Annotated in this window: 22 protein-coding genes and 1 pseudogene; 6 read left to right on the forward strand and 17 right to left on the reverse strand. The window is 73.8% G+C overall.

Annotated features, from left to right (window positions below; all coding sequences use genetic code 11):
• Positions 1-33: 33 nt before the first annotated feature.
• The gene (locus Sdagh_RS25630) at positions 34-612 is read left to right on the forward strand and encodes a Dps family protein (RefSeq protein ID WP_189424873.1); all 579 of its coding nucleotides are present in this window, start codon (positions 34-36) and stop codon (positions 610-612) included.
• Positions 613-761: 149 nt separating this feature from the next.
• Here Sdagh_RS25630 and Sdagh_RS25635 read toward each other — a convergent pair whose 3' ends face one another.
• The 6 genes and pseudogenes from Sdagh_RS25635 to Sdagh_RS25660 form a co-directional block, all read right to left on the reverse strand.
• Positions 762-2,384, reverse strand: a complete 1,623-nt coding sequence (locus Sdagh_RS25635) for an MFS transporter (protein ID WP_226535788.1) — start codon at positions 2,382-2,384, stop codon at positions 762-764.
• Entirely contained in the window at positions 2,381-3,118 is a 738-nt protein-coding gene (locus tag Sdagh_RS25640) for a YoaK family protein (protein WP_190078547.1), read from the reverse strand. Before Sdagh_RS25640 ends, Sdagh_RS25635 begins: the two co-directional genes overlap by 4 nt.
• A 153-nt stretch (positions 3,119-3,271) precedes the next feature.
• Complete coding sequence (locus Sdagh_RS25645) at positions 3,272-5,164, reverse strand: amidohydrolase (RefSeq protein ID WP_190078548.1); 1,893 nt, start codon at positions 5,162-5,164, stop codon at positions 3,272-3,274.
• A gap of 232 nt (positions 5,165-5,396) precedes the next feature.
• Positions 5,397-5,741 (reverse strand): annotated as a pseudogene (locus Sdagh_RS25650) (cobalamin-dependent protein); the annotation flags it as partial.
• 367 nt (positions 5,742-6,108) lie between these two features.
• On the reverse strand, positions 6,109-6,537 hold the full coding sequence (locus Sdagh_RS25655; protein ID WP_189424880.1) for an SsgA family sporulation/cell division regulator: 429 nt from the start codon (positions 6,535-6,537) through the stop codon (positions 6,109-6,111).
• A 114-nt stretch (positions 6,538-6,651) separates the two neighbouring features.
• Complete coding sequence (locus tag Sdagh_RS25660; RefSeq protein WP_190078549.1) at positions 6,652-8,064, reverse strand: sensor histidine kinase; 1,413 nt, start codon at positions 8,062-8,064, stop codon at positions 6,652-6,654.
• A gap of 170 nt (positions 8,065-8,234) precedes the next feature.
• Here Sdagh_RS25660 and Sdagh_RS25665 point away from each other — a divergent pair, with 170 nt between their 5' ends.
• Positions 8,235-8,594 carry a response regulator gene (locus Sdagh_RS25665; RefSeq protein WP_189424885.1) on the forward strand — a complete coding sequence of 120 codons (360 nt, stop codon included), beginning with the start codon at positions 8,235-8,237 and terminating at the stop codon, positions 8,592-8,594.
• Positions 8,595-8,616: 22 nt separating this feature from the next.
• Here the strand turns inward: Sdagh_RS25665 and Sdagh_RS25670 are convergent, their stop codons facing one another.
• Complete coding sequence (locus Sdagh_RS25670) at positions 8,617-9,276, reverse strand: response regulator transcription factor (RefSeq protein WP_189424887.1); 660 nt, start codon at positions 9,274-9,276, stop codon at positions 8,617-8,619.
• Between the two features lie 473 nt (positions 9,277-9,749).
• Between Sdagh_RS25670 and Sdagh_RS25675 the strand changes: the two genes are divergently transcribed.
• The 3 genes from Sdagh_RS25675 (at position 9,750) to Sdagh_RS25685 (ending at position 11,481) form a co-directional block, all read left to right on the forward strand.
• Positions 9,750-10,175, forward strand: a complete 426-nt coding sequence (locus Sdagh_RS25675; RefSeq protein ID WP_189424889.1) for a universal stress protein — start codon at positions 9,750-9,752, stop codon at positions 10,173-10,175.
• Positions 10,172-10,636 carry a DUF5709 domain-containing protein gene (locus tag Sdagh_RS25680; RefSeq protein WP_189424891.1) on the forward strand — a complete coding sequence of 155 codons (465 nt, stop codon included), beginning with the start codon at positions 10,172-10,174 and terminating at the stop codon, positions 10,634-10,636. The genes Sdagh_RS25675 and Sdagh_RS25680 overlap by 4 nt, the downstream gene beginning before the upstream one ends.
• A 179-nt stretch (positions 10,637-10,815) precedes the next feature.
• Positions 10,816-11,481 (forward strand): hypothetical protein, encoded by a 666-nt coding sequence (locus Sdagh_RS25685; protein ID WP_190012239.1) that lies wholly within the window; start codon positions 10,816-10,818, stop codon positions 11,479-11,481.
• Here the strand turns inward: Sdagh_RS25685 and Sdagh_RS25690 are convergent.
• From Sdagh_RS25690 to Sdagh_RS25710, 5 genes are all read right to left on the reverse strand, one after another.
• Complete coding sequence (locus Sdagh_RS25690) at positions 11,472-12,506, reverse strand: TIGR03842 family LLM class F420-dependent oxidoreductase (RefSeq protein WP_189424896.1); 1,035 nt, start codon at positions 12,504-12,506, stop codon at positions 11,472-11,474. The two genes, Sdagh_RS25685 and Sdagh_RS25690, sit on opposite strands and share 10 nt — an antisense overlap.
• 11 nt (positions 12,507-12,517) lie before the next feature.
• Entirely contained in the window at positions 12,518-13,930 is a 1,413-nt protein-coding gene (gene hydA / locus Sdagh_RS25695; protein ID WP_190078550.1) for a dihydropyrimidinase, read from the reverse strand.
• Between the two features lie 29 nt (positions 13,931-13,959).
• Entirely contained in the window at positions 13,960-15,243 is a 1,284-nt protein-coding gene (locus Sdagh_RS25700; protein ID WP_189424900.1) for an aspartate aminotransferase family protein, read from the reverse strand.
• On the reverse strand, positions 15,240-16,082 hold the full coding sequence (locus Sdagh_RS25705) for a nitrilase-related carbon-nitrogen hydrolase (protein WP_189424903.1): 843 nt from the start codon (positions 16,080-16,082) through the stop codon (positions 15,240-15,242). The genes Sdagh_RS25700 and Sdagh_RS25705 overlap by 4 nt, the downstream gene beginning before the upstream one ends.
• A 435-nt stretch (positions 16,083-16,517) precedes the next feature.
• Positions 16,518-16,805: a helix-turn-helix domain-containing protein gene (locus tag Sdagh_RS25710; protein ID WP_189424905.1), complete on the reverse strand. Its 288-nt coding sequence runs from the start codon at positions 16,803-16,805 to the stop codon at positions 16,518-16,520.
• Between the two features lie 212 nt (positions 16,806-17,017).
• Here Sdagh_RS25710 and Sdagh_RS25715 point away from each other — a divergent pair, with 212 nt between their 5' ends.
• Positions 17,018-19,567 carry an ATP-dependent Clp protease ATP-binding subunit gene (locus Sdagh_RS25715; protein ID WP_189424907.1) on the forward strand — a complete coding sequence of 850 codons (2,550 nt, stop codon included), beginning with the start codon at positions 17,018-17,020 and terminating at the stop codon, positions 19,565-19,567.
• 41 nt (positions 19,568-19,608) lie between these two features.
• Here the strand turns inward: Sdagh_RS25715 and ggt are convergent, their stop codons facing one another.
• The 5 genes from ggt to Sdagh_RS25740 all read right to left on the reverse strand — a co-directional run bounded on the left by ggt (position 19,609) and on the right by Sdagh_RS25740 (position 25,504).
• Positions 19,609-21,426 carry a gamma-glutamyltransferase gene (gene ggt, locus Sdagh_RS25720; RefSeq protein ID WP_189424909.1) on the reverse strand — a complete coding sequence of 606 codons (1,818 nt, stop codon included), beginning with the start codon at positions 21,424-21,426 and terminating at the stop codon, positions 19,609-19,611.
• Between the two features lie 223 nt (positions 21,427-21,649).
• Complete coding sequence (locus Sdagh_RS25725; protein WP_370594934.1) at positions 21,650-22,906, reverse strand: ABC transporter permease; 1,257 nt, start codon at positions 22,904-22,906, stop codon at positions 21,650-21,652.
• The gene (locus Sdagh_RS25730) at positions 22,903-23,634 is read right to left on the reverse strand and encodes an ABC transporter ATP-binding protein (RefSeq protein WP_189424911.1); all 732 of its coding nucleotides are present in this window, start codon (positions 23,632-23,634) and stop codon (positions 22,903-22,905) included. The genes Sdagh_RS25725 and Sdagh_RS25730 overlap by 4 nt, the downstream gene beginning before the upstream one ends.
• Entirely contained in the window at positions 23,631-24,956 is a 1,326-nt protein-coding gene (locus tag Sdagh_RS25735; RefSeq protein WP_189424920.1) for a peptidoglycan-binding domain-containing protein, read from the reverse strand. The genes Sdagh_RS25730 and Sdagh_RS25735 overlap by 4 nt, the downstream gene beginning before the upstream one ends.
• Positions 24,953-25,504 carry a hypothetical protein gene (locus Sdagh_RS25740; RefSeq protein ID WP_189424922.1) on the reverse strand — a complete coding sequence of 184 codons (552 nt, stop codon included), beginning with the start codon at positions 25,502-25,504 and terminating at the stop codon, positions 24,953-24,955. The genes Sdagh_RS25735 and Sdagh_RS25740 overlap by 4 nt, the downstream gene beginning before the upstream one ends.
• Between the last annotated feature and the right edge of the window lie 181 nt (positions 25,505-25,685).

Raw genomic sequence — 25,685 nt, forward strand, 5'->3', positions numbered from 1 at the left:
ACTTCCCACCCGACACTTCACAGGAGGTACCTCATGGCCGATGAGCCGAACACGACGCACGGCAGCCAGCCCTGGCTGCACCAGAAGGGACAGGTGATCCAGGAGTTCGGTACCGTCAAGCAGTTCCCGATCGGCTTGACGTACGAGACCCGGATGTACGCCTGCCAGCGTCTGAACAAGGTGCTCGCGGACACCCAGATCCTCTACGGCCTCTACAAGAAGTCGCACTGGCTGATGCGCGGGGCCACCTTCTACCAGCTGCACCTGCTGCTCGACAAGCACGCCGGTGAGCAGCTCGAACTCGTCGACACCATCGCCGAACGGGTCCAGTCCCTGGGCGGGGTCGCCGTGGGTGACCCCCGGCACGTCGCGGAGATCACGTCCATCCCGCGTCCCCCGGACGGGGTCGAGGAGGTTCCGGCCATGCTGTCCCGCCTGCTGGAGGCGCACGAGACGATCCTCGTCGAGGCGCACGACGCCGCCGCGCGGACCGTCGAGATGGGCGACGACGGCACCAACGACCTGCTGGTCTCCCAGGTGATCAGGACCGGCGAGCTGCAGGCCTGGTTCGTGGCCGAGCACCTGGTCGACACGCCGCTGGTGCGCGTCTGACCTCAGGCCCGTACGGCACACACGTGAGCAGGGCGGCCTCCCCGAGGGGAGGCCGCCCTGCCGTGTGCGTGGGTGGTGTCGGCCGGGGTGCGGTCCGCCGGCCGCCGACCGGTGGACCGCGCCCCCGAGAAGACCGCGGGGCGGGGGCGTCAGGGGGTACCCGCCGCCCGGCCGGGGACTTCCGCCACGGGGCCGGCGGTCGCGTCGAAGGCGTGGGTCACCTCGGGGGCGGTGCCCTCGACGAGCAGTGCGCGGGCGGCCTCCTCGGAGCGGCGGTCGGTGACCGTGACCCGGGTGTGGTGCTGGGCGAGGTGTTCGGCCCAGGAGGCGACGAGGTAGGTCTCCACGAACCGGCCGAGATCATTCCCGTCCTGGTAGAGCCCCCAGCTCAGGGCGCCGGTGCGGTGCCGGGAACGGGCGACGCGCCGCATGCGGCGGGTGAAGGCGCCCCAGTGTTCGGGAGCCACCCGGTAGGTGACGGAGACGAGCACGGGGCCGTCGGCCGGGCCGGGCTCGAAGACGAGGGGCGGCTCCGGCCAGTGGTCGGACGGGCTGGGGTCGATGCCGTCCGTGCCGCGCAGCGGCCAGCGGCGCACGCTGAGCGCCCCGGCCAGCAGCAGCCCGGCGCCGATGAGGAGGGCCGCGGGCAGGCCGAGCGCGTCGGCCAGCGCGCCCCACAGGGGCGCGGTGAGGGCCTGTCCGCCCTGGAACACCACCAGGTAGACGGCGAGTCCGCGCGCCCTGACCCAGCCCGGCAACCGCTGCTGCACGGCCGCGTTGAGGGTCGACAGGACTCCGATCCAGGCCAGACCGGCGGGCAGCAGCGCGAGCGCCGCGAGCCAGGGCGCGTGGGTCGTGGCCAGGACGGCGAGGACCAGGGCGAAGACGACGGACCCCGCGGCCAGGGTGCCGTTGGCGCCGAGCCGGCGGCGGAGCACGGGCAGGGTGAAGGCCCCGGCCACCGCGCCGAGGCCGACCACGCCGAGGAGGAGTCCGTACCCGCCGGAGCCCAGGCGGAGGGAGTCCCTGGCCACCAGCGGCAGCAGCGACCACAGGGCGGCGCCGCCGGGGATGAACAAGGCGGTACGGAGCAGGACCCGGCGGACGCCGGGGGCGTGGGCGACGTAGCGGCGGGCCGCCTGCGCGGCGGCGAGGAGGCCCTCCCCGCCGGGTGGCCGCGGGGTCGTGGGCCGGTGCCACAGCAGCAGGACGGCGGCGATGCCGAGGAAGGACAGGGCGTTGAAGGCGAAGACCCAGCCGGCGCCGGCCGCGGCGACCAGGGCGCCGCCGACGGCCGGGCCCACCGCGCGCGCCAGGTTCACGTTCACCGCGCCCAGCGCCGCCGCCTGGGCCAGTTGGGTCCGGGGCACCAGCTCGGGCTGGACGGCCTGCCAGGCCGGGCCCATCAGCGCCGACCCGCAGCCCAGCAGGAAGGTCAGGACGAGCAGCGTGCCGGGCGTGAGCGCGTCCATGAACGCGAGCACCGCCAGGGTGCCGGACACGGCGAGCATGGCGCACTGGGCGGCCACCAGCACCGTACGGCGGTCGTAGCGGTCGGCCAGCACGCCGGAGGGCAGGGCCAGCAGCACGACCGGCAGGCTGGAGGCGGTCTGCACGAGCGTCACCAGCGAGGCACTGTGCCCGACCAGCAGCCACTGGGCGCCGACCGTCTGCATCCACGTACCGGTGTTCGACACGAGTTGGGCGATCCAGAGGGCGCGGAAGACCCGGGCCGCGAGCGGCGCCCAGGCCGAGGCGTCCCGGCCCGTCACGGCCGCGCTCCGGTCCAGGCGGGCGTACCGGCGGACAGCCGGCGGGTGAGCGCCGACACCACCACGAGCACGACCAGGGCGAGGGCCGGGGCCAGGGCGAGTGCGGTGTGGCGCACGAGCAGTCCGCCCGCGAACGCGCCGAGGAACATGGCCAGGACGGACAGGACGCGCCGGCCGGGCCGGGGGGCCGCCCCGCCCGCCGGTACGGAGTCGGCGGCCAGCCCGGTCAGGGTGAGGGTCAGTACCGTGGTGGTCATATCGGGAACGCCGAGGCGGCGGGCGACCGCGTTCTGCATGCCCATCGCGACGCCGAGCAGCACGATCAGGCTGTACTGGACGGGGCCGGTCACCTCACCGCCGCCGACCGCGGCCACGATCACCGCCACCGCCATCAGGACGGCCTGGACCGCCGTGCAGGTGCTCAGCAGGCGGCCCCGGTGGGCCGGGAACCGGGTGCCGAGCCGGCCGCCCCCGAGCGCCCCGCCGAGGAAGGCGGCTATCGCCACGAGGGAGGCGGGCACGGACAGTCCGGGGGCGCCGGCCAGCGCGAAGCCCAGGAAGACGACGTTGCCGGTCATGTTGGCGACGAAGACCTGGCCCAGCGCCAGATAGCTGACGGCGTCGACGAGTCCGGTCACCACCGTCAGCGCCAGCATCAGCGGGGGCAGGGGTCCGTGCCGGTCGTCCCGTGGCGGTGCCAGGGTGTGGGCGGCGTCGGTGAGCAGCTTGCGCATGGGGGGTCCTTCCGTGCGGCGTCGTGCCGCGTGCGGTGCGGTGCCGGTGCCGGGGCACCGCGCGGGCCGGCGGTCCGCCGCCGGAGCCGGTCGTGCTCGCCGCGGCGGGCCGGCCCACGCGTGCCCCGGTGCCGGTCTGGTGGGTCGGGTCCGTCAGGAGAAGCAGGGGTCGCCCACGGGGCCGGCCGTGCCCGTCTCCCCGGCGAGCCCCCGGCGGACCCGCCATTGGTGGTGCTCCCCGGCCTCCTCGGCCGCCTGGCCCAGGAGTTCGGCCTGGTGGACGCCCCGCCGGGCGGCCGCGGGGGCGGCCCGGTATCCGCCGAAGTGCCGCACCGGACTCCACTCGGGAGTCACCGGGGGCAGCGGTTCGTCGACGCCCTCGTACTCGCCGGCGGCGTACACGACCCGGCCGCCGACGACGGTGACCAGGGCCTCGATGTGCGGGATGCCGGCGTCGGGGACGGTGAAGTAGTCCTCGGTCAGGACGGTGAGGTCGCCGAAGTGTCCGGGGCGCAGTATGCCCTTGCGGTCCTGTTCGCCGGTGAGCGCGGCGCCGGCGGTGGTGAACATCGCCAGCGCGGTCTCCCGGTCGACCCGGTTGTGCGGCGGGCGCAGGGCCAGGTCGCCGACCGTCCGGCCGGTGACCAGCCAGTGCAGGGCGACCCACGGGTTGTACGAGGAGACCCGGGTGGCGTCGGTGCCGGCCGCGACGGTCAGGTTCCGCTCCAGCATGGCACGCAGCGGCGGGGCGTCCGCGGCGGCACCGGGGCCGTAACGGCGCAGGAACGCCTCGCCCTGGAAGGAGAGCCGGTTCTGCACCGACACGGCGCCGCCGAGGGCCGCGATCCGGTCGAGGCTGTCGGCGGAGACGGTCTCGGCGTGGTCGAACAGCCACCGGTTGCCGCCCGGGAAGAGCCCCTCGGCGGCCAGTTTCTCGAAGACGGCCAGGTCGCGGCGGATGGACTCGTCGTAGGTGGCGTGCAGCCGGAAGCCCCAGCCGTGCTCCATGAGCAGGCGTACGGCCTTCTCGAACTCGGTCTCGTAGCCGGGGGCCTGGTCGGGACGCGGCTGGGCGAAGTTCTCGAAGTCCGCCGCGGCCCAGGTGAGGTTCTCACCGGCGCCGTTGAGGCGCAGCCACTCGTCGCCGTCCTCGGGCCGGACCATGGAGGTCCAGCGGGTGAGGTCGTCGATCTCCTGCCCCGCGGTCTGCGGGAAGAGGTGGTAGGCGATGCGCAGGGACAGCTCGCCCGCCCGCGCCAGTTCCACGACGGTCTCGTAGTTCTCGGGGAAGTTCTGGAACCCTCCGGCCGCGTCGATCGCCGAGGTGAGTCCGAAGCGGTTCAGCTCCCGCAGGAAGTGCCGGGTGGAGACCGCGCGGTGCTCCGCGTCCAGCACGGGCGCCTTGGCGAGGGTGGAGTAGAGCAGGACGGCGCTCGGGGCCGCGAGCAGCATGCCGGTGGGGGTGCCGTCCCGGCCGCGCACGATCTGACCGCCGGCCGGGTCGGGGGTGTCGCGGCCGTAGCCCACCGCCTTGAGGGCGGCCCCGTTGAGGATCGCGGACTGGTACAGGTGCAGGACGAAGACGGGGGTGCCGGGCGCGGCGGCGTTGAGTTCGGCGACGGTGGGCAGCCGCCGTTCGGCGAACTGCTCGGCCGACCAGCCGCCGACCACCCGCACCCACTGCCCCTCGGGGGTGCGGGCGGCCTGCTCGGCGAGCATGGCCAGGCCCTCGCGCAGCGTGCGTACCCCGTCCCAGCGCAGTTCGAGTACGTAGTTGAGGCCGCCCCTGATGACATGCAGGTGGGCGTCGTTGAGGCCGGGGACCGCCCGGCGGCCGAGCGCGTCGATCACCCGGGTGGCGGGGCCGATCCGGCCGGCCATGTCCCGGTCGTCGCCGACGGCGGTGATGACGCCGTCGCGCACGGCGACGGCCTCGGCCCGGGGGCGGCGCGGGTCACCCGTGTGGATCATGGCGTTGCGGACGACGAGGTCGGCGGTCTCGTCGGGGGCGCGGGGCGTCAGCCCGCCGTTCGGAAGGGTGGACACCTGTGGACAACCTCCTGGGCACCAGCGGTCACCTTGTGTGTTCGTCGTGTCACCCTGAGGCTATGTCCGGCGTTCCGGCCCGGTTTCCGCTGAGCGCACGGGGAGTTGCCCGCCGACGCACTGGCATCCGCGCGGCCGGCGGCACTCACCCGCCAGGGGCCGTCCGGCCCCCCTCCTTTCCGCGCCGCCGCCGGTGCGGCGGTCCCGGGGCGGGGCGGCCCGTGACCCGTCGGGCCGCCACCGGGCGGCCCATGCCGGCGTGCACCCAGCCGGTGATCGCCCGGCCCGGTGCGCCCGGTGTGAAGATGCCCGCCACACCGAGGTCCAGCAGCTCGGGGATGCCGTCCGCGGGGATGATCCCGCCGCCGAACACCACGATGTCCTCGGCGCCCTCCTCCCTGAGCAGCCGCAGCACCTCGGCGAAGAGCGTCATGCGGGCCCCGGATAGCACCGGGAGGCCGATGCCGTCGGCGTCCTCCTGGAGCGCGGTGGCGACGATCTGGCGGGGTGTCCGGTGCGGGCCGGTGCGGACGACCTCCGCCCCCGGCTCGCGCAGGGCACGCGCGACGACCTCGGCTCGGCACGGTGACCAGCAGCCCGTCCAGGTCGCGTACGGCGGTCGGTCCCCGGACGGCGTCGGCCAGCCCGTCCGCCGGCACCAGCACGGCGTCCTCGCCGAGCCGGGCGAACACGGGATCGAGCGGAGCCGGCGTGCGGATCTGGGCCACCGGGTCGCCCAGCACCGCGTACAGCCGGGTCGTACCGGTGATCCGCGCGGCGGCGCCGGTGTCCGCACCGGTCTCCTGGACGCGAGGCGGCTCCATGGCTCTCCCCTCGGACGGTCCGCCCCGCCCCTGGGCCCGCCCCGCCCGGCCCGGCATCCACCTGACTCGCCCCTGCCGCTCGTCCGTGAGCGCCGCGTGGGTCCTCGGCCGGGGACCGGCTCAGTCGCGCCGGGCGGTGAGCTGGGCGAGCCCCTGCTCGACGTCGGCGTACGTCCCTTCCGCCCCGGGTGGCACCAGCGCGTAGGTGTCCCGCAGGAACCGCCCGGTCTCCGAGGCCGACAGCTCGACCAGCGCGGCCCCCGCGCCGGGGCGGCGCAGGACGATGCGCAGGGTGTCGGGCAGGCACCGGTGCCGGGGGAAGACCAGGACGTCCCCGACGCCGGCCGGGCGGCGCAGGCCCTCGGCGAGCAGGTCGCGGGCGAAGACCCAGTCGACGGGTCTGCTCTCGTGCGTCCCGAGGGAGAGACGGACGGCGTACGGGTCCTCCCGGTCGTATCGGAGCCGGGCGGGCAGCGGCACGCCGCGCTGGTCGGGGACGCTGACGACGACCGTGAGGGCGCGCAGGACGGGACCGAGGTGCTGGCTCATGGGGTCTCCCGGGACGTGGGAACAGGACTGGATCTGCCTGGGGTGACCCTAAGGACCCGGGCGCGCGGCCGTTGTCGCTGCGCGCATGCGCCGTTGCTCCTGGAGGAACGCCGGTCAGCGCCCGTCCGCCGGGGCGGGCAGCGGGATGCGGACGAGCAGGGTGGTGCCGCCACCGGGCGGGGAGTCGAGGGTCAGGGTGCCGTCGAAGGCGGCCACGCGGTCGGCCAGCCCGGTCATCCCGCTGCCGGCTGGGGCGGTGCCGGCGCCGCCGGCACCGTCGTCGGCGACCTCGATCCGCAGGTCGTCCGTGAAGTCCAGGCGGATGTCGATCCGGGTGGCCCCGGCGTGCTTGACGACGTTCGTGACCGCCTCGGCCACGACGAAGTAGGCGTTGGCCTCGATGGCCGGGTCGGTCCGGCGCTCGCCCACGCTCTCCACGACGGCGGGTACGGGGCAGCGGGACGCGAGATCCCGGACGGCCGCCACCAGGCCCTTGACGGTAAGCACCAACGGGTAGATGCCCGAGGCGAGTTCCCGCAGTTCGTTGATGGCCGTCTGCGCGTTGCCGATCGACTGGTCCAGCAGGTCGGCGGTGGCGGTCTCGGTGTCCGGGAGCATCTCCCGGGCGAGCCTGAGTCCGATCATGAGGCTCACCAGGCGCTGCTGCGCGCCGTCGTGCAGGTCCCGGGCCGTGCGCTGGTGCACCGCCCGCACGCTCTCCATGGTGCGTCTGCGGCTGTCCTGGAGCGAGGCCGCCATGGTGTTGAAGGAGGTGCCGAGCGCGCCGATCTCCGCGACCCTGCTGGGCGAGATCCGCACCCCCAGGTTCCCCGCCGCGAACCGCTGCGCGGCGGCCGCCGCGCCGCGCACCGGCCGGACCACCGCCCGGTGCTGGAGCACGGTGAACACGGCCACCAGCGCCATGGACGCGGTGAGTCCGATGCCGGCGGCGAGCACCGCCTGCCGTCCGTTGGCCTCCGCGGCGTCCTCGCGTGCCGCGAGCTGTTCGCGTTCGTTCTTCACGTACTGGTCGATCCGGCCCCGCAGGGCGTCGACGCGTTCCTTGCCGCGGACCGACACCGACAGGCTCGACGCGGCCGGGTCCTCGCGCCGGACGGCTTCGACCAGGGGGACGGAGTAGTCCTCGATGAAGGACTCGATGCCCCGGGTGATCTCCTCGGCGGCCCGCCGGTGGGCCGGTGAGGTGGCCGATCCGGTGAACCGCCGCGCTTCCGCCGGGAACCGGCAGCGGGCGTCCTCCCAGGGCTGGAGGAACGCGTCCTGGCCGGTGATGACGTAGCCGCGCTGTCCGGTCTCCATGTCGACGAGGAGCTGCTCCATGTCACCGGCCTCGACGAGCGCCGACCGGGAGGCGCGACGCGCCGAGGTGGAGCTGTTCGCGTCCTCGATCGCCCACAGCAGGACGGTGAACGCGACGCCTATCAGCAGGGCGAGCAGACCGCTCGCCGCGATCGTGAGGCTGGTCAGCCCCAGCCGCCGGCCCTTGTGCTCATGTCGTGCGCGCATGCCCCGTCCAGCGTGTGAAGAAGAGGTGCGGGATCGAGACATCCCGCGCCGCAGTGTAGGCGCACGGCCGCGTGGGCGGGCCGGCCCCATGGCTGCCTGCCTGCGACGACGCCAAACCGTAGGGCTCCCCCTATGGTCGGTCGGCCCGACCCGCGGGCATGCTGGGGATTATGTGCATCAATATCGTGGTCGTCGACGACGATCCCGGCTTCCGGCGCATCGCCGCGACGCTGCTGACGGCCCGGGGCCTGCGCGTGGTGGCGGAGTGCGGGGACGGTACGTCGGCGCTGGCCGCGGTACGGGAGCAGCGCGCCGACGGCATGCTGCTGGACCTGCACCTGCCCGACCTCGACGGGCTGGCGGTGGCCCGGCTGCTCAGCGAGCGGGAGCGTCCGCCGCGGATCGTCCTGACCTCCACCGACAAGTCGGTCTGGTCGGAGGAGGAGCTGGCGCGGGCGGGGATCGAGTCCTTCGTCGCCAAGGACCAGCTCTTCGACGCCGATCTGCGCGCCCTCTTCGCCGGGTCCTGACCGCTCGGCCGCCCGGCCGCCGTCACTGCCCGAGGTAGCGCAGGACGGCCGTCACCCGCCGGTGCCGGTCGGACGCCGCCTGGCTCAGCTCCAGCTTCATGAAGATGCCGGTCACATGCCGTTCCACGGCGGCGACGCTCACGTAGAGCCGGTCCGCGATCCCCGTGTTGGAGTGGCCCTCGGCCATCAGCGCCAGGACCGCCCGTTCCTTGGGGGTCAGCGCGGCCAGCGGGTCGGTGGGGCGTTTGCGCCCGAGGAGCGCCGAGATGACGTCCGGGTCGAGGGCCGAGCCACGGGCCACGACCCGCTCGACGGCGTCGGTGAGGGTCTGCGGGCTCGCCACCTTCTCCTTGAGGAGGTACCCCACTCCGCTCGGGTCGTCCCCGACCAGGTCGAGCGCGTAGGAGGCGTCGAGGAACTGGGAGAGGACGATGACGGCGGTCTCCGGCCGCGCGGTGCGGATCTCCTGGGCGGCGCGCAGCCCGTCGTCCTCCAGGCCGGGCGGCATCCGGATGTCGGTGATCACCACGTCGGGCCGGTGGGTGCCGGCCGCGCGGACGAGGTCCACGGCGTTGCCGACGGCCGCGACGACGTCGACGCCGGCCCTGCGGAGTATGGTCTCGATGCCTTCGCGCACGATCGGCTGGTCCTCCCCGAGGACCGCCCGCAGTGGTTGGCTCATGGTCGGCATCCTAGCCCGCGGGTTTCCCCCGTCGGCGGGGAGAAAGGTGCTGGTCAGGTCGGTCCGGGGGCGGCCGGGTTCAGTTCCGGGCCCCGTCGGCGCCGGCCTCCCGGGCGTGCGGGCGGGCCGGTCGGCCCCGGGAGCGGTCGCGGGTGTGCCGCGGAGGGCTGTCCGCGAACGGCCGCCGGGCGGCGCCGGTGGTGACCAGGCGTACGACGACCGAGACCCCGCGGACGCGCGATGTAGGGCCAGCCCCATGGTGCCGGGCGCGGTACGCCCCGCAGGATGGGGACCGTCAGGCGTCCACGCCCCCGGGGCGGTCTGCCGGCGAAGCTTGCCGGGGAGCGCACGGGGTCTTGCCCGGGGGTGCACGGGCCGGGCCGGCGGCGGTGCCACCGGGCCGCTCCGGAGGATGCTTGGTCACGTCTTCGAGGCACCCGACCCTCGCCGCACACCCATGAAGGACGAAGCACATGTTCCAGCGCATTCTCGTCGCTGTCGACGCGGGACCCGCCCGTGGTTCCGCCGTACGCCTGGCCGGTGACATGGCGCGGCTGACCGGGGGCAAGGTCAGTGTCCTGCACGTCGCCGCGTCCACGGCGACGCTCGCGGCCGTGGTGCCCCTGGAGGACGACGCGGAGGCCGCGGCCGTCCTCGACGAGGCACTCGCCCGGCTGCGGGACGCGGGTGTCGAGGCCGACGGCACCGTCGTGCACGCCCTGTCGACGCAGATAGCCACCACCATCTCCTCCGTCGCCGAGGAACGGGGCGCCGACCTGCTGGTGCTCAGCCCCCACCACCGCGGCGCGCTCAAGGCCCTCATCGACCCCCGGGTCAGCGACCTCGTCGCCCACCACAGCCGCGCGGCCGTGCTGCTGGCGCCCGAGGAGCAGGCATGAGGGACGACCTGACGGGTGACGAGGTCTACCAGCCGGACGGGTCCGAGGTGCTGGACGACGCCGGGCTGCTGGACGCGTCGGACACCCTCGACGACCGGGGCGGCACCGAGGCGCTGGACGAGGGTTACTCGCCCCCGGAGCGGCCCTGGGGCGTGGAGCACACCGGGGTCACGGCGGCCGAACGGTGGCGCGGGGAGAGCCTGGACGAGCGCCTCGCGGAGGAGGTGCCGGACATCGGCGTCCCGGACGGCGACGGGATCGGCGATCTCCTCGGCTCGGACGGCGAGTTGCTCGACGACGAGGTCGGTGACGCGCGCGCGGGCCGGCTCGTCGCACCGGACGAGGGCAGCCGTACCAACACCGAGTCGGACCTGTTCGCGTCCGACCGGGGACTGGACGGCGCCGGGGCGTCGGCGGAGGAGGCGGCCATGCACGTGGTGGCCGACCCCGAGCTGTACTGACGTACCGCCTCGGGGCGCCCCGCCCCCTTTCGGCGGGACACCCCGAGGCGGGTCTCCGGGCGCTGTGTCACCGGGCGGCCACGCACCGAGTCGGGCCTTCCGCCCCACAGGGAAGCGTGTGACACTGGCGTCCCCGTCCGCTGTGCGGACCCTCCGCACCGACCCACGAGAAGTGCGCCGTGCCTTCGCTGCCCCTGCCGCTCGCCCTCGCCGCGCGCCTGACGCCGGTCGCCGTGCTCGCCACGGCGGGCTGGGCGATGTCGTCCGCTCCGGACACCACCGCCGCTTCGAAGCCCGGCCCGGCGGCGTCCGCGACCGCGTCGCCGTCCGCCTCCGCGCCCGCCACCGAGGCGGCGGCCCGGACGTACACCGCCGCTCCCGATCCGTGCGCGAGCCTCGCCGCCCGGACGATCACCTCGCTGGTGCCGGGGGCGAAGACGGCCGGCAAGGAGATCGCCTCGACCGACGCCGAGGTGCGCCGCACCTGCTCCTGGAACGCGCTGAAGGGGTACGACTACCGGTGGCTCGACGTCTCCTTCGAGGTGATGGAGACGGACCAGGCGGCCGGGACGTCGTACCAGGAGCGGCTCGCCGACCGGAGCGGCGGCGGCACCGTCGAGGGACTCGGTGACGCGGCCTACTCGGTGGTGGACCTCACCACCGAGGACAAGCAGGAGACGCGTGAGGGCACCGTGGTGGTCCGCGCCGCCAACGCCCTGGTGGTCGTCACCTACAACGGCAGCGACTTCGAGTCGAAGAAGGCACCCGGCACCGACGAGATCAACAAGGGCGCCATCAAGGCCGCCAGGGAGGCGGTGGCGGCCCTGGCGGACGGTCAGGGCTGAGCTGCCCGCCGGACGGCCGGGATCACCTGTGCCCCGTAGGCGTCGATGACGGATTCCGTCGCGTCGTGCATGGCGTAGAGGGCGAACTGGTCGACACCGAGGGCGCGCAGCGCGTTCAGTTTCCCGATGTGGGCGGCGGGCGGTCCGATCAGGCAGAACCGGTCCACGATCTCGTCCGGCACGAACGCGGTGTCCGGGTTGCCGCTGCGTCCGTGGTGGGCGTAGTCGTAGCCCCGGCGCGCCTTGACGTAGGCGGTGAGTTCCCCGGGGACGGCGGCGGAGTGCTCGCCGTACCGGGCCACCAGGTCGGCGACGTGGTTGCCGACCATGCCGCCGAACCAGCGGCACTGCTCCCGGGCGTGGGCGAGCGCCCCGGGCGAGTCGTCGGCGGTGAGGTAGGCGGGCGCGGCGACGCACACGGTCACCTCGGCCGGGTCGCGGCCGGCCGCCACCGCCGCGTCCTTCACCGTCTTGACCATGTACTCGGTCAGGTGGAGGTCGGCGAGCTGGAGGATGAACCCGTCGGCCTCCGCGCCGGCCATCCGCAGCGCCTTCGGCCCGTACGCGGCCATCCAGACGGGGAGTTCGGCGCCGGGCGCGACCCACGGGAAGCGGACGGTGGTGCCGCCGCCGAGGTCGGCCTCCTCCCCCCTGGCCAGGGCCCGGATGACGCGCATGGCGTCGCTGAGCCGGGCCAGGGTGGTGGGCGGGCGACCGGCGACGCGCAGGGCGGAGTCGCCGCGGCCGATGCCGCAGACGGTGCGGTTGCCGTACATGTCGTTGAGGGTGGCGAAGGTGGAGGCGGTCACCTCCCAGGTGCGGGTGCCCGGGTTGGTGACCATGGGGCCGACCTTCAGCTTCGTGGTGTGGGCGAGGATCTGGCTGTGGATGACGAAGGGTTCCTGCCAGAGGACGGCCGAGTCGAAGGTCCAGCCGTAGCGGAAACCGTTGCGCTCGGCCCGTTTCATCAGGCTGACGACACGGGCGGCCGGCGGATCGGTCTGGAGGACGAGTCCGAAGTCCATGGGCGCGGCTCCTAGTTCAGGTAGTGGCAGGTGGAGCGCGGGAGGTAGACGCCGTGGCCGGGGCGGCCGGTGTAGCGCCGTTCGGTGATGACCGGTTCGCCGCGCGAGAGGACCGTCTCGACCCGGCCGGTGATCCGCTTGCCCTCGTACGCCGAGTAGTCGACGTTCATGTGGTGGGTGGCGGCGGAGAGGACCTGCTCGGCGTGCGGGTCGTAGATCACGAGGTCGGCGTCGGCGCCGGGCGCGATCGTGCCCTTCCTGCCGTACAGGCCGAACATCCGGGCCGGGGCGGCGCAGGCGAGTTCGATCCAGCGGCGCCTGCCGATGTGCCCGTCGACCACGGCCTGGTGGAGGAGGTCCATGCGGTGCTCCACGCCCGGCAGCCCGTTGGGGATCTTGGAGAAGTCGTCGCGGCCGAGTTCCTTCTGTCCGGTGAAGCAGAACGGGCAGTGGTCGGTGGAGACCACCTGGAGGTCGTCCGTGCGCAGGCCCCGCCAGAGCGCCGCCTGGTGCTCGCGTGGTCGCAGCGGGGTACTGCACACGTACTTGGCGCCCTCGAAGTCCGGCTCGGCCAGGTGGTCGGTGGAGAGGAAGAGGTACTGCGGACAGGTCTCGCCGAAGACCGGCAGGCCCTCGTCCCGCGCCCGGGCCAGCTCGGCGACCGCCTCCGTCGCGGAGACGTGGACGACGTACAGGGGTGCCCCGGCGACCTGCGCGAGCCGGATCGCGCGGTGCGTGGCCTCGGCCTCCAGCAGGGCCTTGCGGACCTCCCCGTGGAAGCGGGGGGCGGTCTCGCCGCGGGCCAGGGCCTGCTGGACGAGGACGTCGATGGCGATGCCGTTCTCGGCGTGCATCATGATCAGTCCGCCGTTGCCGGCGGCGCGCTGCATGGCGCGCAGGATCTGCCCGTCGTCGGAGTAGAAGACGCCGGGGTAGGCCATGAACTGCTTGAAGGAGGTGACGCCCTCCGCCACCAGCAGGTCCATCTCCTTCAGCGTCTCCTCGTGCACATCGGAGACGATCATGTGGAAGCCGTAGTCGACGGCGCAGACGCCTTCCGCCTTGGCGTGCCAGGCGTCGAGGCCCTCGCGCAGCGAGCCGCCCCGGGTCTGGACGGCGAAGTCGACGATGGTGGTGGTGCCGCCCCAGGCGGCGGCCCGGGTGCCGGTCTCGAAGGTGTCCGAGGCGTAGGTGCCGCCGAACGGCATCTCCATGTGGGTGTGGGCGTCGACCCCGCCCGGAACGACGTACTTGCCGGTGGCGTCGAGGACCTGGTCGGCGGTGAAGGACTCGGCCGCCGGGGTGCCGGAGGCGGCGAGGGCGGCGATCCGGCCGTCCTCGATCAGGACGTCGGCGCAGGTCTCGTCGGAGGCGGTGACGACGAGACCGCCGCGGACGACGGTACGGCGGCTGCTGCTGCTCATGCGGTTCCCCCTCGGTCAGGGCAGGGCGCTCACAGGCTGCTGAGGACGCGGTCCAGGATCGCGGCTCCCTCCTCGGCCTCCGCGACGGTCAGGGAGAGCGGCGGGGCGATGCGCAGGACGCTGGTGTCGTGGCCGCCGCCCTTGCCGATGAGCAGGCCGGCGGCACGGGCCTCCTCCAGGGCGGCGGAGGCGGCGCGGGGGTCGGCCTCGTCGGTGCCGGGCCGGGTCAGCTCGATGCCGATCATCAGGCCCCGGCCGCGTACCTCGCGTACGTGCGGGGACCGGGCGGCGACCGCCCGCAGCCGTTCGATGAGCAGGCCGCCGACCCGGCGGGCGTTGCCCTGGAGGTCGTGTTCGAGGAGGTGGGTCAGGTTGGCGAGGCCGGCCGCCATGGTGACCTGGGTGCCGCCGAAGGTGGAGATGCTGTTGGCGTCCAGGCAGTTCATGATCTCGGCGCGGGCGATGACACCGCCGATGGACATGCCGTTGCCGATGCCCTTGGCGAAGGTGACGATGTCGGGCGGGCCGGAGCGGCCGTGCGCCTGCCAGCCCCAGAAGTGGTCGCCGGTGCGGCCCCAGCCGGTCTGCACCTCGTCCGAGATCCACAGGATGCCGCGCTCGTGCAGGACGTCGCGGAACGCGGCGTACAGCCCGTCCGGCGGGGAGGTGAACCCGCCGACGCCCTGCACGGGTTCGGCGATCAGCGCGGCGGGCGGCCGGGTGTGGCCGAGGAGGTCCTTCAGGTCGGCGACGCAGGCGGCGGTGAACTCGCGGTCGTCCAGGTGTGCGTACGGCCCCCGGGTGCGGACGCCGCCGTGCACGTAGAGGGTCCGCAGCGGGGAGAGGGAGGTCGGGGACCAGCCCCGGTTGCCGGTGATGCCGATGGCACCGAAGGACCGGCCGTGGTAGCTGTTGCGCATCGCCAGGACCGTGTCGCTGCGCCGGTACGCCGTGGCCAGCAGCAGCGCGGTGTCGTTGGCCTCGGTGCCGGAGGTGGTGAAGAAGACCCGGGCGTCGGGGATGCCGCTCAGCTGCGCGATCCGCTCGGCGAGGTCGACCATGGGCCGGTTGAGGTAGAGGGTCGAGGAGTGCAGCAGCCGGCCGGCCTGCCCGGCGACCGCCTTGGCCACCTCGGGCAGGGCGTGGGCGGTCATGGTGGTGAGGATGCCGCCGAAGAAGTCCAGGTAGCGGCGGCCGGCCGCGTCCCAGACGTACCGGCCCTCGCCGTGGGTGAGTTCCAGCGGGTCCTCGTAGTAGAGGGCGAGCCAGTCGGGCAGCACGGCGCGGTGGCGGCCCAGCAGGTCGTGGGTCACGGCCGCACCAGCCCCTCGTAGGCGTCGGGGCGGCGGTCGCGGTAGAACGCCCACTGCCGGCGGACCTCGTCGACCAGGCCGAGGTCGAGGTCGCGGACGACGAGTTCCTCCGTGCTGTCACTGGCCACGTCGCCGACGAACTGGCCGCGGGGGTCGACGAAGTAGGAGGTGCCGTAGAAGTCGTTGTCGCCGTACTCCTCCTGGCCGACGCGGTTGATGGCGGCGACGAAGTAGGCGTTGGCGACGGCCGCCGCGGGCTGTTCCAGCTTCCACAGGTGGGCGGAGAGGCCGCGGTGGGTGGCGGACGGGTTGTACACCAACTGGGCTCCGTTGAGGCCGAGTTGTCGCCAGCCCTCGGGGAAGTGCCGGTCGTAGCAGATGTAGACGCCGACCTTGCCGACGGCCGTGTCGAAGACCGGCCAGCCGGCGTTGCCGGGGCGGAAGTAGAACTTCTCCCAGAAGCCCTTCACCTGCGGGATGTGATGCTTGCGGTAGGTGCCGAGGACGGTGCCGTCGGCGTCGATCACGGCGGCGGTGTTGTAGTAGAAGCCCGCCTGTTCGACCTCGAAGACGGGGACCACGATCACCATGCCGGTCTCGCGGGCCAGTGCCCGCATCCGGCGGACGGTGGGGCCGTCGGGGACGGGTTCGGCCCAGCGGTAGTGCTCGGGGTCCTGGACCTGGCAGAAGTAGGGGCTGTTGAAGACTTCCTGGAAGCCGATGATCCGCGTGCCCCGCCGCGCGGCCTCGCGCGCGTGCTCCTCGTGTTTCGCCACCATGGACTCGGTGTCCCCGGTCCAGGTGGCCTGGACCAGAGCGGCACGTACGACGTTGGCCATGAGTTGCCCCTTCGACGCGGCGTCAGAGCCTCTACGCCCGTAGAACAGGGCGTGGAAGGACGAACGTAAGCCTCCCGGGCGGACTTGCCAAGACCATCGTCCGTCCGGCGGGGTGTCGGCGGGGTTTCGCACTCCGTCGGGCGAGCCGGTGCGCGGGGGCCGGTGGCACGTCAGGGAGACACCCCGGCGGCACCCGGCGCGGCGGGTCCGCTCCCGCCGGCGCCGCGCGCGGCCTCCTCGGCGGGGGCGCGAGCGCGGGCCCCGGGCGGGACGGCCTGCTCGCGGTCGCGGCCCTCGGCGGGAGCGGGGCCGGGCGCGTCCCGGTCGAAGACGGCGGCGGGGCGTACGACGCCCCGGCGCGGGAGCCGCTCGGCGGGGCCCTGCGCGGCCTGCCACCGGGAGGGCGTGCGCCGCCCGGCGGGGCCTCCGGCCGCGTTACGCCGCGGCCACGGGGAGCTTTCCCGGGGCCGTGTCCGTGTCGGGGACATGGCAGGAGCTGAGCAGGTCGTCCAGGGAGAGGCCCAGCTCGCGGGCGAGCGCGGCCACCGTGAAGAAGGCCGGGGTCGGGGCCCGGCCGGTCTCGATCTTGCGCAGGGTCTCGGCGGAGACACCGGCGCCGGCCGCGACCTCGGGCATGCTGCGAGCGCCGCGGGCCTCGCGCAGCAGCCGCCCCAGCCGCTCGCCGCGTTCACGCTCTTCGGGGGTGAGGGGGGTGCGCACCATGCCGTCATTCTAATACCGGTCCCCGCGGCCGTGGCCGGCCCGTGCCGGTACTCCCCGGCGACGGCTGAGGATGCCGCCGCCGGGTGTCCGTGCCAGGCTGGGCGGCGAGCGTGCCCCCGTGTGTGACCGGCGCCCGCCCGGGTTACCCGAGCCCCGCACGTCGACCAGCGAAGGCGTCCCGGACCGGCGCGGGGACGCCGGATGGGAAGGCCATGACCAGCGGCTTCAGCGGACCGGAAGGATACGACCCCTTCGCGGAGTTCTTCGCCCGTTTCTTCGGCGGACCGCGCCAGGGCGGCGGCCCCCGCCAGATCGACATCGGGCGGCTGCTCAGCCAGCCCGCCCGTGAGCTGGTGCGGGGCGCCGCCCAGTACGCCGCCGAGCACGGCAGCCGGGACCTGGACACCGAGCACCTGCTGCGCTCAGCGCTCACCACCGAGCCGACCCGGAGCCTGCTCAGCCGGGCCGGCGCCGATCCCGACTCGCTGGCGTCGCAGATCGACGAGCGGTCCGGGCCGGTGCAGCACGACCCCGGCGAGGCCCCGCCGCCCACCTCGCTCTCACTGACCCCGGCGGTGAAGCGGGCCCTGCTGGACGCGCACGAGCTGGCCCGTGCCTCCGGAACCGGGTACATCGGCCCCGAGCACGTGCTGAGCGCGCTCGCCGCCAATCCGGACTCGGCGGCCGGGCACATCCTGAACGCCGCCCGTTTCGCGCCGTCCGGTCTGCCGCCGGAGGCCCCGGAGACCGACCGGACCCGCGCCCCCGAGGGGCAGCGGGCCGGCGGCACCCCCACCCTGGACAAGTACGGCCGAGACCTCACCGACCTGGCCCAGCAGGGCCGGATCGACCCGGTGATCGGCCGGGACGACGAGATCGAGCAGACCGTCGAGGTGCTCTCCCGCCGGGGCAAGAACAACCCGGTGCTGATCGGTGACGCGGGCGTCGGCAAGACCGCCGTCGTGGAGGGGCTGGCGCAGCGCATCGCCGACGGGGACGTGCCGGACGTGCTGTCCGGGCGCCGGGTGGTCGCGCTGGACCTGACCGGTGTGGTGGCCGGCACCCGCTACCGGGGTGACTTCGAGGAACGCCTGAACACCATCGTCGGGGAGATCCGCGCCAACTCCGACCATCTGATCGTCTTCATCGACGAGCTGCACACGGTGGTCGGCGCGGGCGGCGGCGGCGAGGGCGGCTCGATGGACGCGGGCAACATCCTCAAGCCCGCCCTGGCCCGCGGCGAGCTGCACATCGTGGGCGCGACGACGCTGGAGGAGTACCGCCGGATCGAGAAGGACGCGGCCCTGGCCCGCCGCTTCCAGCCCATCCTGGTGCCGGAGCCGACCCCCGCGGACGCCATCGAGATCCTGCGCGGTCTGCGCGACCGCTACGAGGCCCACCACCAGGTCCGCTACACCGACGAGGCGCTGGTCGCGGCGGTGGAGCTGTCCGACCGCTATCTCACCGACCGGCGGCTGCCGGACAAGGCCATCGACCTGATCGACCAGGCCGGCGCCCGGGTCCGGCTGCGGGCCCGCACCAAGGGCACGGACGTACGGGCGATGGAGCGCGAGGTCGAGCAGCTGATCCGGGACAAGGACCAGGCGGTCGCGGACGAGAGTTACGAGCAGGCCACCCGGCTCCGCGACCGGATCGTGGACCTGAAGCAGCGGATCTTCGAGGCGGCCGGCGACGGCCAGGCCGACGAGGGGCAGAACCTGGTCGTCGGCACCGAGTCCATCGCCGAGGTGGTGTCCCGGCAGACCGGCATCCCGGTGAGCAGCCTCACCCAGGAGGAGAAGGACCGCCTGCTCGGTCTGGAGCAGCACCTGCACGAGCGGGTCGTCGGCCAGGACGAGGCCGTCCGGGTCGTCTCCGACGCCGTGCTGCGCTCCCGCGCGGGGCTCACCGGCCCCGGCCGGCCGATCGGCAGCTTCCTGTTCCTCGGCCCGACCGGTGTCGGCAAGACGGAGCTGGCCCGCGCGCTGGCGGAGGCGCTGTTCGGCAGCGAGGACCGGATGGTCCGCCTCGACATGAGCGAGTACCAGGAGCGGCACACCGTCTCCCGCCTGGTCGGCGCCCCGCCCGGCTATGTCGGTCACGAGGAGGCCGGCCAGCTCACCGAGGTCGTCCGCCGTCACCCGTACTCGCTGCTCCTCCTGGACGAGGTGGAGAAGGCGCACCCGGACGTCTTCAACGTCCTCCTCCAGGTCCTGGACGACGGGCGGCTCACCGACTCCCAGGGCCGCACGGTCGACTTCAGCAACACGGTCGTGGTGATGACCAGCAACCTGGGCTCCGACGTGATCACCCGGCGCGGGGCCACGCTGGGCTTCGGCGCGGGCGGTTCGGAGGCCGACGAGGAGGCCCGGCGGGAGCAGGTGCTGCGTCCGCTGCGCGAGCACTTCCGGCCGGAGTTCCTCAACCGCATCGACGAGATCGTCGTCTTCCGCCAGCTCACCGGTGAGCAGCTGCGGCAGATCACCGTCCTGCTGCTGGACCAGACCCGCCGGATGGTCAGCGCCCAGGGCATCACCGTCGACTTCACCGCCGCGGCGGTGGAGTGGCTGGCCGAGCGCGGCTACCAGCCCGAGTACGGCGCCCGCCCCCTGCGCCGCACCATCCAGCGCGAGGTCGACAACGAACTGTCCCGCCTGCTGCTGGACGGCCGCGTCGCGGAGGGCGGCGGCGTGACCGTCGACGTGGCGGACGGGCGCCTGGTCTTCCGGACAACCGGGCGCGACGACGCCCTAGGGGCGTGAGGAACCGCGCGACCGGTCACGACGGGGCCGCACGGTGGACCTCACCCGGCGGACCGCACCACCATCGCCGATCCCCCGCCCCGGCGCGTCTTCTCGGCGGCGGCGAGCCACCGCCCGTCGGGCAGCCGCTGCACCCCCGTCGCCGCGCCGATCTCGGGATTGGCCTTGAACGCGTGCCCGAGCGCCTCCAGCTCCCGCCGGAGGGCGCTGTCGTACAGGCCGGGCTCCAGCTCGGTCTGCGCGGCGTTGCGCTGGCTGGCGCGCGGCGCGGCGATCGCGTCGACCAGCGGCAGCCCCCGGTCGAGGAACCCGGTCAGGGTCTGGAGCACGGTGGTGATGATGGTCGCGCCGCCGGGCGAGCCGACCGCGACGACCGGCTTGCCGTGCCGGTCCAGCACGATGGTGGGCGCGATGGACGAGCGGGGCCGCTTGCCGGGGCCGGGCAGGTTCGGGTCGTGGACCGCCGGGTTGGCCGGGGCGAAGGAGAAGTCCGTCAGCTCGTTGTTGAGCAGGAAGCCCCGGCCGGGCACGGTGATGCCGCTGCCGCCGGTCTGCTCGATGGTGAGCGTGTAGGCGACGACGTTGCCCCATTTGTCGGCGGTCGTCAGGTGCGTGGTGTTCTCGCCCTCGTACGTCGTCGGCGCCGCCGTGCCGCCGGCCCCGCAGGACGCCGGGTGGCGCGGGTCGCCGGGGGCGAGCGGGCTGGTGAGCGCCGCGTCGTCGCGGATCAGGCAGGCCCGGGAGTCGGCGTACCGCTGCGACAGCAGTTCCTTCGCCGGTACGTCCTCGAAGGCGGGGTCGCCGACCCAGCGGCCCCGGTCGGCGAAGGCGATCCGGCTGGCCTCGATGAAGCGGTGCAGGTAGGCGGCCTCGCTCGCCTTGGACAGGTCGGTGCGCTCCAGGATGTTGAGGGCCTCGCCGACCGTGGTGCCGCCGGAGGAGGACGGGGCGATGGAGTACACGTCCAGGCCCCGGTAGGAGGTCTTCGTCGGCGGCTGGAGCTTGGCGCGGTAGGCGGCGAGGTCCTGCTCGGAGAGGTCGCCGGGGCGGGCGTTCCAGCCGGCCGCGGGGTCCACCGGCGGCTTGTTCACGGTCTCGACGATGTCCTCGCCGAGGTCGCCCCGGTAGAGCGCGTCGACGCCCTCGCGGGCCAGTTCGCGGTAGGTGCGGGCCAGGTCGGGGTTCTTGAACGTGGAGCCGAGGGCGGGGAGTTCGCCGCCCGGCAGGAACAGTTCGGCGGTGTCGGGGAAGTAGCGGAACCGCTGTTCGTTGGCGGCGGTCTGGGAGCGGAAGGTCTCGTCGACGGTGAAGCCGTCGCGGGCCAGCCGTTCGGCGGGCGCCAGCAGGGAGCCCAGCTTGCGGCTGCCCCACTTGTCCAGGGCCTTCGCCCAGGTGGCGGGCGTGCCCGGAGTGCCGACGGACAGGCCGCTGCTGACGGCGTCGGCGAGGGCGAGGGGCTTGCCGTTCTCCGTGAACAGCGACGCGTCCGCGGTGAGCGGCGCGGTCTCCCGGCCGTCGATGGTGCGCACCGTGCGGGACTTGGCGTCGTAGTAGACGAAGTAGCCGCCGCCGCCGACGCCGGCCGAGTACGGCTCGGTGACGCCGAGCGCGGCGGCGGTGGCGACGGCGGCGTCGACCGCGTTGCCGCCCTTCCTGAGCACCTCGACGCCGGCGGCGGTGGCGTCCGCGTCGACACTCGCGACGGCGCCGCCGTACCCGGTGGCCACCGGTGTCTTCACCGGTGTACCGCTCCCCGTGCCCCGCGCGCTCTGCGTGGCGGGCGGCGCCGCCGCCCCCACCGACACGACGGCGGCCGACACCGCCAGGACCGTCAGTTTCCGTGCGACCGGATGACGCATCCGCACCTGCACCTCCAGGAAGAAGCCGTTCGGGACGGCCAGTTGGCCGTCATGCCCCCGTCAGGGGTCAGTCGAACACCTCTCCCCCTCCGGCCGCCAGCATGCGCGCCCGTCCGCAACAAGGTTTGCACTTTCGCCCCCTGGTGCGGGCCGTTCCCCGGGCGGGGCGGTGCCCCCGCTGCACGGGGGCGGGCAGCGGGGGCACCGCGGTGCGAGGCGGCGGCTACGACGTGGCCAGCGCCTCGGTCGGGGGGAGCCGGGCGGCGCGCAGGGCCGGGTAGAAGCCGGCCAGGCCGCCGATGACCAGGGTGGCGCCGATGCCGCCCGCCATGGCCCAGACCGGCACGACCGTGCTCATGCCCTGGTAGCTGGCGTAGGCGATGGTCACGCCGATGCCGAGCAGCACGCCGCCGATGCCGCCGAGGGCGGAGAGCAGCAGCGCCTCGGCGAGGAACTGCGTACGGATCTGGCCGCGGGTCGCGCCGAGGGAGCGGCGCAGGCCGATCTCGGAGCGGCGTTCGAGGACGGAGATCACCATCGTGTTGGCCACGCCGACACCGCCGACGAGGAGGGAGACGCCGCCGAGCCCGAGGAGCAGTCCGCTGAGGGTGTCGTCGGTGGCCTCCTTGGCCGCCAGCACGTCGGAGGGGCGGGAGACGTCGACCTCGTTGGGGAACTCCGGGTTGGCGGTGGCGCCGAGCTTCGCCTGCACGTCGCCGACGGCGGACTCCTCGACGCGGGTGTAGACGGAGGTCGGGTAGCCGTCGAAGCCGAGTTCCTCCTCGGCCACGGCCCAGCCGACCATCGCGTTGCTGTCGAGGTCGGGCAGAAGCTCGTTGGGGGCGAGCAGGCCCACCACCGTGAACCAGCGGTCGCCCAGCCACACCTTCACCTCGGGCCCCGCGTAGTGGATGCCGAGCTGCTCGGCGGCGTGGGAGCCGAGGACGACGGCCGGGTACCGGCTGGTGGCCGCGTTCAGCCAGGTGCCGTCCGTGAGTTCGGCGCCGATCGCCGCCAGGAGGTCGGTGCGGGCCGCGGTCACCCTGAGGCCGCCGGACTGCGCCACCGGCACGTGGTCGTTGCGGTAGACCTTGGCGGACGTCTTGCCGAGCGCGGACACCGTCTCGACCTCGGGGATGTCGCGGATCATCGCGAGCGAGGTGGTCGGCAGGTGCGCCTGCCCGCCGTCGAAGGACTCGCCGGGCGAGACGGTCAGGAGGTTCGTGCCGAGCGCGGCGAGCCGCTGGTTCAGGTCATGGGTGGACGACGTGGAGATGCCGACCACGCCGATCATCGCGGCGATGCCGATGGCGATGCCCAACGCGGACAGGAACACCCGCATCGGCCGTGCGCGCAGTCCCGAGCCGCCGACCCGAACCACGTCGGCGGGTCCCATCCGCGCCGCCTTGGGGCGCGGTGGCGGGGGCAGGTCCCGCCACGGGGGCCGGCCGGTGTCCCGGTCCGTGGTCGTCAGGCTCATCGCAGCCCTCCTTCGGCGGCCACGAGTTCCCCGGCCGGCGCGTCGCCGAGAGCCGAGTCGTACTCGATCCGCCCGTCCTTGAGCCGGACCTCACGGGGCAGCGAGGCGGCGATGTCCCGGTCATGGGTGATGACCACGACCGTCGTCCCGGCCTCGTGCAGCTCGTGCAGGAGTTCCATCACCACGGCCCCGGAGCGGGAGTCGAGCGCGCCGGTGGGTTCGTCGGCCAGGAGCAGCGGCGGATCGCCGAGCACGGCCCGCGCGATGGCCACGCGCTGCTTCTCGCCGCCGGAGAGCTGGTGCGGTTCGTGGTAGAGGCGGCGGCCGAGGCCGACCCTGCGCAGCGCCCGTTCGGCCAGTTCGCGCCGTTCGGCGCGGCCTCGGCCGCTGTAGAGGAGCCCGTCGGCGACGCTGTCCAGCGCGGGGACGCCCCGGGCCAGGTGGAACTGCTGGAAGACGAAGCCGATCGTGGCCGCCCGCAGCGCGGACAGGTCGCGGTCGCGGAGTTCGTCGATGTCGTGGCCGGCGATCCGCACCTTGCCGGCCGTGGGCCGGTCCAGGGTGCCCATGATGTTGAGCATCGTGGACTTGCCCGAACCGGAGGGTCCGACGACGGCGAGCAGTTCGCCGCGGTGGACGACCAGGTCGGCGGACCGGAGGGCGGTCAGGTCCCCGTAGGACTTGGACACCCCGGCCAGGTCCACGACCGGATGGGAGGAAGCGGTCACTTCGCCACTCCTACGACGGTTCCCTCGGTGATGCCGGCTCCGGAGACCTCGACCATGCTGTCGGCGAAGATGCCCAGTTCGACCGGCACGTACTCGACGCCGTGCGGTGCCGAGGGCTTGACCACCTCCAGTGCGTAGCCGCCGCCGTCGCGGGCCACGAGGGCGTTGACGGGGACGGCGAGCACGTTCTTGCGGCTCTCCGACTGCAGGGTGACGTCGACGGATGCGGCCTGGTAGTCGCCGAGGCCCTTCTGGTCCTTCACCTTCAGTTCCACCGGGAGAGTGGCTTCCTGGTCGCCCTCCCCGCCCGCCGCGCCGGCGTCGGCGGACTGGTCGTCCGCGACGTTGGAGGGCGCGCCGACGTCGGTGACCGTGCCCTGGACGGTGCTGCCGTCGGGGAGCGTAACCTCGGCCTTGGTGCCGACCTCGACGAGGTCCTCGTACTGCGCCTCCAGGTCCACGGTGACCACGCGCTCGGTCGCGGTCCAGCTCAGCAGCGGGCCGCTGGGCGAGGTGCCGGTCGAGCCGGTCACCTTCGAGACCTTCCGGGCGCCGTCGGCCACCACCGCGTCGCCCGGGTCGACTTCGCCGGTCTCCTCGCGGTTCAGGTCGTCCTGCCACTCCTCGACGGCGGCGGCGGTGGCCGCGTTGTACGTGGAGTCGGCGGTGAAGCCGTCGTAGCCGAGGGCCTTCAGGTTGGCTTCGAGGATCTTGACGTCGCTGCCGGAGTCCCCGGAGCGCATCGTGCGGTAGAAGGGGATGTCGCCGTAGAGCAGCGGTGTCTTCTGCTGGTTGACGCTGTAGACGTTCTCGCCGCGTTCGATGGTGGCGCCCGCTTCGGGCAGCCAGGTCAGGATGCCGGAGCCGCCGCTGCCGCCCGCCCCGCCCTGGGCGGAGCCGCCCGGGGCCACGGCCTGCACGGTGGCGGCCTCGCCGTAGCCGATGGTGCCGGCCACCGTCTCGGAGTCGGTGAGCGTGGTCCGCTTCACCTTGGCCGTGGCCGACGGGCCGGTGGGCGCCCGGGAGGTGTCGTCGTCCCCGCCGCCGAGGACGCCGCTGGCGGCGAGTCCCGCGGCGGCGGCCACCACGATCGCGGTGAGCACGATCAGGGAAGTCCGCAGCGGTCGCCGTTTGCGGCCGTCCGCCGGGGGCTCCCCGGCCGGCACGGCGGGGCCGCCGTGGTCACCGCTCCCGGCCGGCACGGCGCTGTCCGGCTCCGGTTCGGCGGCCACGGTGCCGGGCGCGCGTACTTCGAGGGTGCCGGACGACTCGCCGCCGGGCCCGACGGCCCCGCGCTCATGGGTCTCGTCAGGGGCGGTCATTCGCCGACCTCGAAGATGAGCGAGCCGCCCGGGGACTTGTCCTGGCAGGCGGCCGACGCCTTCTGCATCCGCGCGTCACTGGGGTCCATGCCGAGCGCATCGATGTTGATCTTGATCTGGCCGCCCTCGACCTCCGGGTCGGGGAACTTGGGCACTCCGTTCTCCCGCATGCACTTCGCCCAGGCCTGCACCTTCGCGGAGTCGACGTCGCCGCCCCTGGCGTCCTGTCCGACGCCCTGCGGCATCTTGTCGCGGCACGCCTCCTGGGCCGCCTGCGAGTCGGGGTCGTCCGCGTTGCCGGGGTTGATGAGCACCCGGCCGTCACCGCCCTGCTCGGGGTCCTGGTAATCCTCGACCCCGTTCTCCCGCATGCACTGGGCGTAGTCCAGGGCCTGCTGATATCCCGATCCGGCGGCGGCCGACGACGACCCCTCGGCCTCGGTCTCCGCGGCGTCGGAGTCGGAACAGCCCACGGCGGCGCCCATCACGAGAACGGCGGAGGCGGCGAGAAGAAGGTGCGCTTTGAGGCGCTTACGTGTGTTCGACATGCCGTAAGTCATACGCGGGCGGCGGTAACACGGCGGACACAGAAGGAACCGGGTGCCGACCGATTATCCCTGCCCCGGCGGAACGTGTGACCGTCCTGTGACCCGATGTCCTGACACGGTAAGTCCACTTGCCCCAGTGGCTCGCCGAAATTCCTTTTACCCGGACGACGAAAGGAAGTCC

It is taken from the genome of Streptomyces daghestanicus (genome assembly GCF_020521275.1).
Classification (GTDB): Bacteria; Actinomycetota; Actinomycetes; order Streptomycetales; family Streptomycetaceae; genus Streptomyces; species Streptomyces griseoviridis.